The sequence below is a fragment of the Clostridioides sp. ZZV14-6387 genome, from assembly GCF_020657835.1.
In the GTDB taxonomy this organism is placed as follows: Bacteria; Bacillota; Clostridia; order Peptostreptococcales; family Peptostreptococcaceae; genus Clostridioides; species Clostridioides difficile_A.
The window spans coordinates 40,931-55,439 of the sequence record NZ_JAGWCW010000017.1 but is presented as its reverse complement, the minus strand read 5'-3'; the positions used below and the strand labels follow the sequence as shown (position 1 = coordinate 55,439).

General features: G+C 28.3%; 12 protein-coding genes and 1 riboswitch. Of the genes, 10 read left to right on the top strand and 2 right to left on the bottom strand.

Going from position 1 to position 14,509, the window contains the following annotated elements; all coding sequences use genetic code 11:
* The first annotated feature begins 2 nt into the window (after nucleotides 1–2).
* The 8 genes from KGF38_RS12145 to KGF38_RS12110 all read left to right on the top strand — a co-directional run bounded on the left by KGF38_RS12145 (nucleotide 3) and on the right by KGF38_RS12110 (nucleotide 11,374).
* A complete protein-coding gene (locus tag KGF38_RS12145) occupies nucleotides 3–677 on the top strand; it encodes a copper homeostasis protein CutC (RefSeq protein ID WP_054275590.1) in 675 nt (224 codons plus the stop codon).
* A gap of 550 nt (nucleotides 678–1,227) precedes the next feature.
* Nucleotides 1,228–1,779 carry a ribosome hibernation-promoting factor, HPF/YfiA family gene (gene hpf / locus KGF38_RS12140; protein WP_054268719.1) on the top strand — a complete coding sequence of 184 codons (552 nt, stop codon included), beginning with the start codon at nucleotides 1,228–1,230 and terminating at the stop codon, nucleotides 1,777–1,779.
* 131 nt (nucleotides 1,780–1,910) lie between these two features.
* Nucleotides 1,911–4,586 carry a preprotein translocase subunit SecA gene (secA, locus tag KGF38_RS12135; RefSeq protein WP_054268720.1) on the top strand — a complete coding sequence of 892 codons (2,676 nt, stop codon included), beginning with the start codon at nucleotides 1,911–1,913 and terminating at the stop codon, nucleotides 4,584–4,586.
* Between the two features lie 14 nt (nucleotides 4,587–4,600).
* Nucleotides 4,601–5,708, top strand: a protein-coding gene (prfB, locus tag KGF38_RS12130; protein ID WP_187130378.1) for a peptide chain release factor 2 whose coding sequence is annotated in 2 segments (ribosomal slippage) — nucleotides 4,601–4,675 and nucleotides 4,677–5,708 — 1,107 coding nt in all. Because the reading frame shifts where the segments join, the coding sequence is not laid out codon by codon here.
* 146 nt (nucleotides 5,709–5,854) lie between these two features.
* On the top strand, nucleotides 5,855–7,996 hold the full coding sequence (locus KGF38_RS12125; RefSeq protein ID WP_074179937.1) for a Tex family protein: 2,142 nt from the start codon (nucleotides 5,855–5,857) through the stop codon (nucleotides 7,994–7,996).
* 144 nt (nucleotides 7,997–8,140) lie between these two features.
* The gene (locus tag KGF38_RS12120) at nucleotides 8,141–9,307 is read left to right on the top strand and encodes an amidohydrolase (RefSeq protein WP_054268723.1); all 1,167 of its coding nucleotides are present in this window, start codon (nucleotides 8,141–8,143) and stop codon (nucleotides 9,305–9,307) included.
* Nucleotides 9,308–9,366: 59 nt separating this feature from the next.
* Nucleotides 9,367–9,484: riboswitch (FMN riboswitch) on the top strand.
* Nucleotides 9,485–9,607: 123 nt separating this feature from the next.
* A complete protein-coding gene (locus KGF38_RS12115; RefSeq protein WP_054268724.1) occupies nucleotides 9,608–10,213 on the top strand; it encodes an ECF transporter S component in 606 nt (201 codons plus the stop codon).
* 336 nt (nucleotides 10,214–10,549) lie between these two features.
* Nucleotides 10,550–11,374, top strand: a complete 825-nt coding sequence (locus tag KGF38_RS12110; protein ID WP_227832420.1) for a DUF4116 domain-containing protein — start codon at nucleotides 10,550–10,552, stop codon at nucleotides 11,372–11,374.
* Between the two features lie 121 nt (nucleotides 11,375–11,495).
* Here the strand turns inward: KGF38_RS12110 and KGF38_RS12105 are convergent, their stop codons facing one another.
* Nucleotides 11,496–12,614, bottom strand: coding sequence for a site-specific integrase (locus KGF38_RS12105; RefSeq protein ID WP_074179938.1), 1,119 nt, complete (start codon nucleotides 12,612–12,614; stop codon nucleotides 11,496–11,498).
* 286 nt (nucleotides 12,615–12,900) lie between these two features.
* Here KGF38_RS12105 and KGF38_RS20605 point away from each other — a divergent pair, with 286 nt between their 5' ends.
* Nucleotides 12,901–13,614 (top strand): LytR/AlgR family response regulator transcription factor, encoded by a 714-nt coding sequence (locus KGF38_RS20605; protein ID WP_074179939.1) that lies wholly within the window; start codon nucleotides 12,901–12,903, stop codon nucleotides 13,612–13,614.
* Nucleotides 13,615–13,910: 296 nt separating this feature from the next.
* Nucleotides 13,911–14,051: a hypothetical protein gene (locus KGF38_RS12095; protein WP_176702545.1), complete on the top strand. Its 141-nt coding sequence runs from the start codon at nucleotides 13,911–13,913 to the stop codon at nucleotides 14,049–14,051.
* Nucleotides 14,052–14,065: 14 nt separating this feature from the next.
* On the opposite strand, the gene KGF38_RS12090 is transcribed toward KGF38_RS12095, so the two are convergent.
* On the bottom strand, nucleotides 14,066–14,431 hold the full coding sequence (locus KGF38_RS12090; protein WP_074179940.1) for a helix-turn-helix domain-containing protein: 366 nt from the start codon (nucleotides 14,429–14,431) through the stop codon (nucleotides 14,066–14,068).
* Nucleotides 14,432–14,509: the final 78 nt, after the last annotated feature.

The window sequence follows — 14,509 nt, the reverse complement described above, 5'->3', positions numbered from 1 at the left end:
TTATGTTAGAGATAATAGGAATGACAGTAGAAGACGCTAAAATTATAGAAGATTGTGGCGCAGATAGAATAGAGCTGGTTAGTGCTTTAACTGAAGGTGGATTGACACCAAGTTTTGGTCTTATAGAAAGAGTTGTTAACAGTGTAAAGATACCTGTGAATGTAATGATAAGACATCATGCAAAAAGTTTTACTTATAGTGAAGAAGATATAACAATCATGCAAAAAGATATAAGCATAATTAAAGATATTGGTGCTAATGGAGTTGTATTTGGTATGTTAGATAAAAACAATAACATAGATGAAAAAAATTTAAATGTTTTGTTAGAATGTTGTGATAATCTTGATGTTACATTTCATAGAGCTATAGATGAATCAAGTATAATGGATAGTATTAAAATTTTGAAGGATTATAATAAAATTACAAATATATTAACATCAGGTGGAAAGGGCAATATAGTTGATAACATACAAACAATAAATAATATGATACTTAATTCTAATCATATAAAAATTCTTTTAGGTGGAGGACTTAATTTCAGCAATATAGAGAAGATAAAGGAATTAACTAAAGCAAGCAATTTTCATTTTGGTACAGCTATTAGAATAAATAACAGTCCTTTTGAAGATATAGATAAACAAAAACTTAAACAGCTTGTAAATATAATTTCAAAATAATACAAACATTAAATATTTAATCTAAATAATGAGTGTGAGTTAATTATAATTTGGGTATATGCATGATAATAGGTATTAAGTATGAAATTATTGTTGGAGGTGCTTTACTACTTTTATATAGTCTTGAATACTAATAATGAAAGAAAAAATAAAATATGGAGGTTTTAGAGGGTTTATATTTATAAAAGATTTATAAAAGTCGAACGGCATATAATACATATAATTTCCTAAAATTACCAACTTATGACATGAATTCACATATTAATAAACAATTAATGGAGATATTTGTGGATATAAACAGTAGCAAAAATAGCTTTAAATAAACAAATACAAGAGTTATTAACAATTTTATCCACATTATCCACAGGTAGTTGTAATAATATTAATCCACATAAGTTTTTAAATAACTAAAAATGATAAATAATTCTATCAATTGAATATAAAAAATCATAAAAGTTAATAATAAAAAGAGGATTATGAAAGTTCGTGTAGAATATATTATTAAAGTATAAATTTTCTTATACTGGCATAATTGAAGGGAGATGTACTTATGAACATAATTATATCTGGAAAACAAATCGAATTAACTGATGCAATAAAAAGTAAAATCGAAAACAAACTAAGTAAGTTAGATAATTACATTCATCCAGACACTGATGTAAAAGTTACAGTAAGTGCTAAAAAAGCAAGACAAAAAATAGAGGTAACAATAGCTACTGTAAATGGTCCTATAATTAGAGCAGAAGATATGCAGGAAAATTTATACACAGCTATAGATGTTGTATATGATAAATTAAGTAAACAATTAAAAAAATATAAAAAGAGATTACAAGATAAACATAAAGACAACAAGAGCATAAGATTCCAAGATGCAGAAATAAATCTAGCTGATGAGCAAGAAGATTATGGGGATGAAAATCAAGAATTAGTAATTCAAAGACGTAAAAAATTTAGTGTTAAACCAATGAGCGAAGAAGAAGCTGTATTACAAATGGAGTTAATAGGACATGACTTTTATATGTTCAAGAATATAGATTCAGATGAAATAGCAGTAGTTTATAAGCGTCATAATGGTGGATATGGTATAATAGAACATGAATAAAGCAATTTAGATTTAATCATATTAGCTATCGATAAATAAATTATCGATAGCTTTTTAAATTAATATTAAAAGTATAGTTTTTATGGTAAAATGAATAATAGTACAATAAAGAACGAGGAGAGATGTAAAATATGAGCTTTATGGATAATTTATTCAACATGGCAGATAAAAAAGAATTAAAAAAGTTCAATAAAACTGTTGATATAATAGATTCATTAGAACCTAAATTTGAATCTATGGCAGACTCGGAACTTAAAAATATGACAAATATATTTAAAGAAAGATTAGCAAATAATGAAAGTATAGATGATATACTTCCAGAAGCTTTTGCAGTAGTTAGAGAAGTTTCTAAGAGAGTGTTAGGACTTAGACACTATAGAGTCCAAATGGTTGGAGGTATAGTGTTACATCAAGGAAGAATAGCCGAAATGAAAACAGGTGAAGGTAAAACTTTGGTTGCAACTGCTCCTGTTTATTTGAATGCCCTTACAGGAAAAGGTGTACATGTTGTAACAGTAAATGATTACCTTGCAAAACGTGATAGAGACCAAATGGCAAAAATATATGAATTTTTAGGAATGAGTGTAGGTGTTATTATACATGGTCAAAATCCAAAAGTTAGAAAAGAGCAATATGATTGTGATATAACTTATGGTACAAATAATGAGTACGGATTTGACTACTTAAAGGACAATATGGTAATACACAAAGAGCAAAGAGTTCAAAGAGGATTAAATTATGCTATAGTGGATGAGGTTGACTCTATACTAATAGATGAAGCTAGAACACCACTTATCATATCTGGGCCTGGCGACAAATCAACTCACTTATATTCAGATGCAAATACATTTGTGTTAACTCTAAAACCAGATGATTACGAATTAGAAGAAAAAGACAAGGCGGTATCTCTAACAGCATCAGGTATACAAAAGGCAGAAGTATATTTTAATGTTGATAATATAACTGATATATCTCATACAGAGTTATACCATCATATAAATCAGGCTTTAAGAGCACATGTAATAATGAAGAAAGATGTTGACTATGTTGCTAAAGATGGAGAAATAGTAATAGTTGATGAGTTTACTGGTAGACTTATGTTTGGTAGAAGATATTCAGAAGGTTTACACCAAGCAATAGAAGCTAAAGAAGGTCTTAAAATACAAAGAGAATCTAAAACACTAGCTACTGTAACATTCCAAAACTACTTTAGAATGTATAAAAAACTTTCTGGTATGACTGGTACAGCAAAAACAGAAGAAGAAGAGTTTAAAGCAATTTATAAAATGGACGTTTTCCAAGTACCTACCAATAAGCTTATGGTAAGAGAAGATTTACCAGATTCTGTATACAAAAGTGAAATAGGTAAATTTAATGCTGTAGCACAAGAAATAATTGAAAGACATAAAGTTAATCAGCCAATACTTGTAGGTACAGTATCGATAGAAAAATCAGAATTATTATCACAAATATTAAAGAAAAAAGGCATTAAACATGAAGTATTAAATGCTAAGCATCATGATAAAGAGGCAGAGATAATAGCACAGGCTGGTAGATTAGGCGCTGTTACAATAGCTACAAATATGGCTGGTCGTGGTACAGATATAGTTTTAGGTGGAAACCCAGATTTCTTAACTAAGAGAGAAATGAGAAGAAATGGATTTAAAGAGGAAATAGTAAATAGGGTAGATACTCCAATAGAAGGTATACCTGTAAAAGGTAATGAGACTCTATTTGAAGCTAGAGCGGAGTATGAAAGACTATTTGAAAAGTTTAAACAACAAACACAAGAAGAACAAAAACAAGTTGTAGAAGCAGGTGGACTTGCTATAATTGGTACAGAGAGACATGAATCTCGAAGAATAGATAACCAGTTGAGAGGTCGTGCTGGTCGTCAAGGTGATCCAGGTAGTTCAAGATTTTATATAGGTCTTGATGATGACCTTATGAGATTGTTTGGAAGTGATAGGATATCTGGAATTGTAGATAAAATAGGTCTTGAAGAAGATATGCCAATAGAACATAGAATATTATCTAAATCTATTGAAGGAGCACAAAAGAAAGTTGAAGGTAAAAACTTTGGAATAAGAAAGCATGTACTTCAATACGATGATGTTATGAATAAACAAAGAGAAATAATATATGCAGAAAGAAAGCGTGTATTAGAAGGCGAAGATTTACAAGAGCAAATACAGTCAATGACTCATTCTATAATAGAGGAAGCTGTGACTCTTTATACACAAGATAAAGGGTTTGATGAAGATGGATTTAAAGAGCATATGTATAATCTGTTCTTACCAAAAGGTAGCATAGAGATACCAGAAATAGAAAAACTTAATCCAGTTGAAATAACAGAAAAAGTTTATGAAATAGCTATGAAGATATACACTTCAAAAGAAGAACAAGTAGGCTATGAAAGAATGAGAGAGGTTGAGAGAGTAATCTTACTTCAAGCTGTTGATAACCATTGGATAGACCATATAGATGCTATGGACCAATTACGTCAAGGTATCGGTCTTCGTGCTGTAGGTCAACAGGACCCAGTTATTGCTTATAAAATGGAAGGTTTTGACATGTTTGATGAAATGAATAAACATATCAAAGAAGATACTGTAAGATATTTATTTAATATAACAATAGAAACTCCAGTGGAAAGAAAAGCAGTTGTAGATGTTGAAAATCTATCTTCACCATCAGATGGGACACTTCCAACAAGTAAAACAGTTAAAAAAGATGAAAAAGTTGGAAGAAATGACTTATGCCCTTGTGGAAGTGGTAAAAAATATAAAAACTGTTGTGGTAGATAATCTTGGAGGATTAAATGTTAAAGATACAAGAGTATAGACATAGCGTGGAGCAAATAGCTTCAAATTTAGAAGAATTGAGGGTTTCTCTTTGACATAGCTTCATTGATGGAAAAGATGCAGATTAATGAAGAAAAGATGAACAAACAGGATTTTTGGAATGATAATGAGTTTGCTCAAAGAGTACTTCAAGAAAATAAATCTTTAAAAGAGACACTAGAAGAATATGAAAGTTTAAAAAATTTATTAGAAGATATAGAAGTATTAATTGAAATAGGTCTAGAAGAAGAGGATGATTCTGTAGAAAAGGATATAGAAAAGTCCATAGAATCAATAGAAGAAAAATTATCTGAAATTAAAATAAAAACTCTTCTAAGTGGAGAGTACGACAAAAATAATGCCATATTATCTATAAACGCTGGAACAGGTGGATTAGATGCCCAAGATTGGGCTCAGATGCTTTTGAGAATGTATATAAGATGGTCAGAAGGCAAGGGCTATAAAGTTAAGCTTTTAGATATAATATCAGACCCTGAAGCGGGAATAAAGACAGCTACAATTCTTGTAGAGGGAACAAATGCTTATGGATACTTAAAGAGTGAAAAAGGTGTTCATAGGTTGGTAAGAATATCTCCTTTTGACCCATCAGGAAAAAGACATACTTCATTTGCATCTATAGATGTAACACCAGAGCTAGATGAGAACATAGAAGTAGAAATTAATCCATCAGATTTAAAGATAGACACATATAGAGCATCTGGAGCTGGAGGGCAACATGTAAATACAACTGATTCAGCAGTTAGAATAACACATATCCCTACAGGTGTAGTAGTTCAGTGTCAAAATGAGAGGTCTCAACATCTAAATAAAGATAGAGCTATGAGATTTTTGATGGCAAAATTGATAGAATTAAAAGAATTGGAACAAAAAGAAAAAATAGAAGACATACAAGGGAAATATTCACAAATAACATGGGGTAGTCAAATTAGGTCATATGTTTTTCAACCATATAAATTGGTTAAAGACCATAGAACCAATGCTGAGTTTGGAAATGTAGATAGTGTAATGAATGGAAATATAGACCTATTTATTAATGAATACTTAAAAATGAATAAAACAGTTTAATAAATATGCACTGTAATTAAGAGATATGTATAAGAAGGTTAGTGCTTACTATGCACTTACAGCACTTAGGCTGAGGACGACAACCCTCAGCCTTCGTTCTGTTTATTATTATACTTATGAAAAAAATAACATTAGGAGTGAAAAAATTGGATATAAATCAAATCTTAAAAAAAGAATTTAATCTTAGAGATGAGCAAATAAACAATACATTAAAACTTATTGATGAGGGTAATACAATACCATTTATAGCTAGGTACAGAAAAGAAATGACTGGTGAGATGAGTGATGTCACACTAAGAGAATTTCATGAAAAATTGATGTATTTAAGAAACCTTCAAAGTAGAAAAGATGATGTAGTTAGACTAATAGATGAGCAAGGAAAGCTAACAGATGAAATAACAAAAAATATAGAAAAAGCAAAGACATTACAAGAAGTAGAAGATATCTATGCTCCATATAAACAAAAGAAAAGAACTAGAGCAATAATAGCTAAGGAAAAGGGATTAGAAAACTTAGCATTGTCAATACTAGAGAATAGTCTAGATAGTATAGAAATAGAAGCAAAGAATTATATTGATGAGGAGAAAGAAGTTCTCTCTGTTGAAGATGCATTAAAAGGTGCGAGAGATATAATTGCAGAATTAGTTTCAGATGATGCTAAGATTAGAAAATATATAAGAGAATTAGCTTTAAGAGAAGGCATGATAGTTAGCAAAAGTTCTACTGATGAGAAATCAGTTTATGATATGTATTATGATTATAATGAAGCAGTAAAGAGTATGGCTCCACATAGAGTTTTGGCGATAAATCGAGGAGAAAAAGAGAACTTTCTAAAAGTTAAGTTAGAAATAAATAATGATAAAGTTTTAAATTACATAATAAATGAATATGTAAATGATAAAAATTTCAAAAATAAAGAAGAAATCGTAAGCTCAATAGAAGATTCTTATAAAAGATTAATTTTTCCATCAATAGAAAGAGAAATAAGAAATCATTTAACAGAAATAGCTCAAGAAAGAGCTATAAGTGTATTTGGAAAAAATGTTAAAAGTTTATTGCTTCAACCACCAGTTAAAGACAAGGTAGTTATGGGATTTGACCCCGCATTTAGAACTGGATGTAAAATAGCTATAGTAGATAAAAATGGTAAACTATTAGATTATACAACAGTATACCCAACAGACCCTCAAAATGATGTGGAAGGGGCAAAGAAAGTTTTAAAAGGATTGATTGAAAAATATGATATAGATATAATTTCAATCGGTAATGGTACTGCATCTAGAGAATCAGAAACTTTTGTATCAGAAATGATAAAAGAGATAGATAGGGAAGTGCAATATGTTATAGTTAGTGAAGCCGGAGCCTCTGTTTATTCGGCATCTGAACTTGCGAACGAAGAACATCCAGATATAAATGTATCAATAAGGGGAGCTATATCTATAGCTAGAAGATTACAAGACCCATTAGCAGAGCTTGTAAAAATAGACCCTAAAAGTATAGGTGTAGGTCAATATCAGCATGATTTAAATAAAAAGAGACTAGAAGAAGTACTAGATGGTGTTGTTGAAGATTCTGTAAACAGTGTTGGAGTAGATTTAAATACAGCATCATACTCTCTACTAGAGCATATTGCAGGAATAAGTAAGGCCATTGCAAAAAACATAATAGCATATAGAGAAGAAAATGGAGACTTCACATCAAGAGTACAACTTAAAAAAGTAAAAAGACTTGGACCTCAAGCATTTACTCAATGTGCTGGATTTATGAGAATCTTAGATGGTAAAAACCCACTAGATAATACAGGTGTGCATCCTGAAAGTTATGATATATGCAAAAAAATGATTGAGATAATAGGATACTCTTTAAATGATATAAAAAATAAAAATATAGAAGAAATAGATGAGAAAATAAAAGAGATTGGATTGAGAGAATTAAGTGAAAAACTGGAAGTAGGTCAAGTCACTTTAAGAGATATTATATCTGAAATTAAAAAGCCAGGAAGAGACCCAAGAGAAGAAGGAATAAAACCTATTCTTAGAACTGATGTCTTAAAAATTGAAGACATACAAGAAGGAATGTCTTTAAAAGGTACAATAAGAAATGTTGTAGATTTTGGTGCATTTGTAGATATCGGAATAAAAAATGATGGATTAGTCCATAAATCAGAAATGAGTAATAGCTTTGTAAAAGACCCTATGAGTATTGTTACAGTAGGAGATATAGTCGATGTAAAAGTTATTGGAATTGACTTAAATAAAAAGAGAGTAGCTCTATCAATGAAAAAATAAATAAGCTTATGTATGTTTGTTTTTGATACTATATTTGTAAGTATGATTTATAGAATATATAAGTATTAAAAAAGTGTAAAATTATATTGTAAAAAACAATGTTAGAAAGAAGTACGAGAGTCTTGAAAATCAGGAGGAAAATGAATGATTTTTATAAAAAATGGTAAAATAAATACCGTAACAAATGGAATAATTCAAGGAGATATCCTTATAGATGAAGGAAAAATAATAGAAATAGGGGAAAATCTAATAGCACCTTTAGATGTTGATATAATAGATGCAAGTAATAAACTTGTGTTCCCTGGATTTATAGATGCTCATACTCATTTGGGGCTATGGGAAGATGGCATAGGTTTTGAAGGGGCAGATGGAAATGAAGAAACTGACCCAATAACACCACAACTAAATCCTATAGATGGTATTAATCCAATGGATAGAACATTTAAAGAAGCTTTTGAAGGTGGTATAACTTCTGTATGTACAACACCTGGAAGTGCAAATGTTATGGGTGGTCAATGTATAGCCATAAAAACATATGGAAGAAGAATTGACAAAATGGTAATAAAAAATCCAGTTGCATCTAAAATAGCATTTGGAGAAAATCCAAAAAGTTGTTATGGTCAAGATGATAAATCTCCACAGACTAGAATGGCTATAGCGGCTTTGCTTAGAGAGAACTTAAAAAAAGCAGAAGAATATCTAGAGGATATTGATGTATATGAGAGCCATGATGATGAAGACTGTGAAAAGCCTGAATATGATATAAAAATGGAAAGCTTAATACCTGTATTGAGGAGAGAAATTCCATTTAAGGCACATGCTCATAGAGCTGATGATATGTTTACAGCAATAAGAATTGCAAAAGAATTTAACTTAAAACTTACATTAGACCATTGTACAGAAGGTCATCTTGTTGTAGAAGAATTAGTAGAAGAAGGATTTCCTGTAATAGTAGGCCCATCTTTATCAGAAAGGTCTAAGTTTGAACTTAGAAACTTGACATTTAATACAGCTGGAATACTTTCAAATGCAGGTCTTGATGTATGTATAATGACAGACCATCCAGTGATACCAGTTCAATATCTTCCAATATGTGCAGGCATAGCTGTTAAACATGGTATGAAAGAAGAAAAGGCAATAGAATCAATTACAATAAATCCAGCTAAGACTTTAGGAATAGAAGATAAAGTAGGTTCTATAGAAGTTGGTAAAGATGCAGACATAGTAATATGGGATAATTCCCCACTAGAGATTCAAAGTAATGTGCTTTACACTATAATAAATGGAAAAATAGTATATGAGAAAAAATAACTTGACAATTATTAAAAAATTAACTAATATAAGAGTGTAAGGAAAATTAAAAAATCAAAGAAGATCTTCGGGGCAGGGCGAAATTCCCTACCGGCGGTATAGCCCGCGAACTACTTAGGTGGTTGATTTGGTGAGATTCCAAAGCCGACAGTAAAGTCTGGATGAGAGAAGATATTTATGGAATATAAATAAGTTTATTTTAGTTTGTTTAAACTATGTCCATAAAAACTCGAAGATAGGATCTTCGAGTTTTTTGTTTTTCCTAAAAAATATAAACTATTGATTAGGAGGAAAGTAGTTATGCAAAATACAGTAAAAAGAGGAAATATGATTTCAACAAGAACTTTGGTGGTTATGTCAATTTTATCTGCAATATCTTATTTATTGATGTTTATTCAAGCACCAATACCAGGTATTTTTCCAGATTTCTTAAAAATTGACTTATCAGATATCCCAGCAATATTTGGCGGAATGTCTTTAGGACCATTAGTTGGATTTGGTGTAGTTGTAGTAAAAAATATACTACAAATGATAACAGCGACAACAACTGGAGGAGTAGGAGAATTTGCAAATATATTAATTGGTGGCTCTTATGTACTTATACTTTGTTATTCATATAAGAGAAGTAAAGATTTAAAAGGTGTAGTAATTGGATTTGTATTAGGAACAATAACTATGACTATAATTGGTTCATTGGTGAATTATTTTGTAATGTTACCACTTTATGGGCAATTAATGGGACTAGATGCTATAATAGGTCTAGGTTCAGCTATAAACCCTCAAGTTCATGATTTATTTACTTTTGTAATTTGGATGATAGCTCCATTTAATGTATTAAAGGCTGTTGTAATATCCTTAGTAACGTTACCACTTTACAAAAAAATGGGTAATGTAATAAAAAAATAATTAGACAAGAAAATATAAAATTTAAAAATTAAACGCATTGAATAGCCATAATTTATTTGTAACTTCAGTCCTACACTGTGATTGATATATTAAATATATTATGGCTTTATTAATTTATCAAAAATTGTATATAAAATAAGAAATATTTAGACAAGTTTAATTTTTGAAATAAAGGAAGAATTAAAACGATTAACTATTAAAATACTAAAAAGGTATCTATAATACACAAAGCGAATTTATAATAAACAAAAAATAAAGATATTATTAAAAATAAATAAAGATTTATGCTTTATTTATTAATAATATCTAATTTAATAATGATAGGGGTGTATATAGATGAACATATCTAAAAAATTGAAAAATTTATTTTTAGATGATAAAGGGTATTATTTTAATAGTAATTGGGAAAATATTCATATAGGTATTGATAACTCAAAATTGGAAAAGTCTTTAAAGTATATTACAAATGAATATATTGAAAATATGGAAAGTGTAAAGTATGATTATCGTGAATTAAAAAATATAAAAAATCAAACTGATGGGATGTGTATACTAGCAATAAGGCAGAATTATAAAGCACTAGAGTATATAAAAGAACAAACAGAAGAATTATGTTTAGAGGCGATAAGATATAACTATAAAGCACTAGAATATGTAAAAGAACAGACAGAGTATATATGTCTTGAAGCCATAAAAAAGGACTGTAATGCACTTAAATATGTAAGAAATAAAACTGATGAGCTTATTATAAAAGTAATAAGGTGTTCTTCTAATATAGATGTTGTAAGTATTTTAAAAGCTTTAGAAGTTCAAACAAGGAGTATATGTTTAGAAGCAATTAAAAAAGATGGTAGATGTCTTGCATATGTTAGAGAGCAGAGCGAAGAATTATGTATGGAAGCGATTAGGCAAAATTATAAAGCACTACAATATGTAAAAAATCAAACAGATAAAATGTGTATAGAAGCTGTAAATCAAAATGGTATGGCATTGCAATATGTAAATAAGCAAACAGATAATATATGTATGGAAGCTGTCAAACAAGATGGAAGAAGTCTACAGTTCGTTAATAATAAGACAGAAGCAATATGTATAAAAGCCATAAGATATCTAGATAAAAGATATAATATTAAAGATATGTTATGTTTAGCTATTATATAATACTATGTGACACTAGATAGCAGTTAAATACTAGCTTTTACTACTATCTAGTAATAAATATTTGACTGACATTTAACTGACAAATAAAAAAATATGTGATTAACTGACATCTCACTGACCATTATTTAAATAGTATTTTACTCAAGTTTTCAGATGCTTCTCTGTCCATCTCTTCTAAAACATGAGAGTATCTATTCATAGTTATTTTTATATCTGTATGTCCTAATCTTTCTGATATAGTTTTTATATTAGTTCCCGACAATAGCATCAAAGTTGCATTTGTATGTCTAAGCTCATGCAATTTTATATATCTAAGATTGTTATTTTCTAATAATTTTTTAAAAGGTTTAAAGAATGTTTGTTGTTTCCAAAGACGAAAATTTTTATTTAAGCATATTAAATCTAATTCATTTTTTAGTATACCTTGTAATTTTAATTTATTTTGTCTTATTTTTTCTTCTTTTAATAAGTTTATTAATTCAATTGGTGCTGTTAATCTTCTTTTAGATTTCTCTGTTTTAGGTGATTTAAAAGTTACTTCTCCACGAACATAAATCATTGTTTGTTTTATATTTATAATTCCTTCATCAAGTTCAACATCACACCATCTAACCGCTACAGCTTCTCCAAAACGTAATCCAAGTGTTAACATTAAATAAATAGGGATAGCTAAGTTAGTACCAAGACATTTTTCCAATAGAAGTTGGGCTTCTTCTTTAGTATAAAAATTAGTTACAGATGTATTTTTTTTGCTTGGAGTTATTACAAACTTAGAAATATCCTCTTGTATTTCTCTAAGTCTGTAAGCTTCATGCAATAAAGCATTTAAGAAACCAATTGAATTTTTCGCAGAATTTAAAGAATATTTTTTATAGATTTTATTAACATATGTTTGTAGAAGGTTTGGAGTAATATCAATTAATTTTGTATCTTCAAAAAAAGGCTTAATTTGATTTCTAATTATACTTTGTCTATTTCTTAAAGTATATGGAGAAAAATTATCTTTTTTTTCATCTATATACTTATAGCATCTTTCTACAAGTGTTATATCTCTTGGAGCAACAAACTTATTATTGTTTATAGTCGATTTTATTTCAATTAAATGTTTTTCAGCATCTTTTTTCTTTTCATAACTTCCATAACTTTTTTGTTTCTTTTTCCCAGTTTCTTCTTCCACATACTCCACATATACATGAAATTTTTCATTTCTTTTTCTTATAAAAGCTGATTTGATGTTCATATGTACACTCCCTTTAAAATATAAGTATATTTACTTATATTTTATATTAATAATACAAGATGTAAAGTATATTTGTTATGTAAATATTTGGAATAAAATATTTTGTATTTTAAAAATATATAAAATATTTTATGTTATTTTCAAAATAGTATGAAACTGTATAAAACAACATGTTATTACAATTTTTTCCATTTGTATTATGTTGAAAAAGTGTTAAAATTGTTATAACAAATGATAATTTCCGGAAATATTTGTTTGTAAGAAAGAAATATTAGGGGGCGTTATTGTGTTTAAAATAGCAGTTTGTGAAGATGAAGAAGTTCAAAGAGATATAATATTTGAGTATATAGAAATGTTTTTGAAAGAAGACAAATATAAGATTTTTCATTTTAAGAATGGAGAGGAACTATTAAAAGATTATATTAAAGTAGATGTAATTTTCATGGATATAGAGTTTGAAAATTCAGAAGGAAGAAATGGATTAGATACAGCAAAAGAAATAAGAAAAATAGATGAAGATGTTTCTATAATATTTACAACAGCATTTGTAGACTATGCTCTGCAAGGTTATAAAGTTAGAGCTTTTGACTATTTAGTAAAACCAATTTCGTATGACAAATTTGAAAGCATGATGACAAAATATTTTCTTGAAAAAGCTAAAGAAAAAAAGTTAATTGAATTTAAAATAAGAGATGAAATAAAAGTCATAAAAGTAGAGTCAATAGTATGTATTGAAACATCAAGCAAATATATAAAAGTACATACTAAAACTGAAAGTTTTTTCACTACTACAAAAATCAAAGATATCGAAGAAGACCTTCCAAACGAAATTTTTTTCAGATGTCACAAAAGTTTTTTAATAAATTTATTAGAAGTTAGAGACTATAATAACAGAGAAGTGATACTAGGAGAAAGAAAAGATATAAAAGCAACGATTTCTTACAGAAGATATAATTCATTTAAAGAAGGTCTTACTTCTATTCTATGTGGTAAATTTTAAATGAAAATGAATAAAAAAAATCATTTCTAGTCGAAAAATGAATAAATATATGCTTGAAATTGCGTTCAATCCCTTTTTTGCTACGTTCAATCCTAATCGCTTGATTTTTTACTAAAAAGAATTTATTATGTACTTAAAAGATACACATCTTAATTTTAAATAAAAAAATATAAATAAATAAAAAAAGAAAATACTAAAGGGGGTATAATAAAATGAGGGTGATTTTTAACTAAAAATACGAACATATATTCGCGATGTGATAAAGTTTTGAACATATTAATAGGGGATGATGTAAAGTGAAAAAATCAAAAAAAATACTAATTGATACAGGAGATACACTGAATGAATTAAAAAAAAATAATGATGAAAAATTGAAAGAGTACATAAAGTTATTAAAAAAATATTATAAACAAGAAAATAAAAAAGAAAGAGAGTAGTTTTCTCTTCTTTCTTATTTTTTCTCATTAAGTTCTTCTTCAAGAAAAACTTTTGCTATTTTAAGCATTTTTTCTTGACTTGAAGGACTTAATTCGCTAATCATTTTTAAAGCTTCTTTTATGTCATCAGAGAAGTTTAGATTTTCAATTAGTTCTAATTCGCTAATATTGTCTACATTTTTTACATTTACTTTTCCAAGCAAATAATCTGTAGATACATCAAAAAAATCTGATAGTTTTAAAATTATGTCATGAGGAGGGAATCTTTCTTCTTTCTCATAAAAAGAAATCATTTTAGGAGTAAGTCCTAAAAAAGTTGCAAGTTCTTTTTGAGTAATATCCTTTTCTTTTCTTAGTTCTTTTATTCTATATCCAATCATTGTTATTTAGCCACCTTTTATAATTTATATTGAACTATTAGTTCTTAATTAACAATTATAGCTCATTTTTTAAAAAAA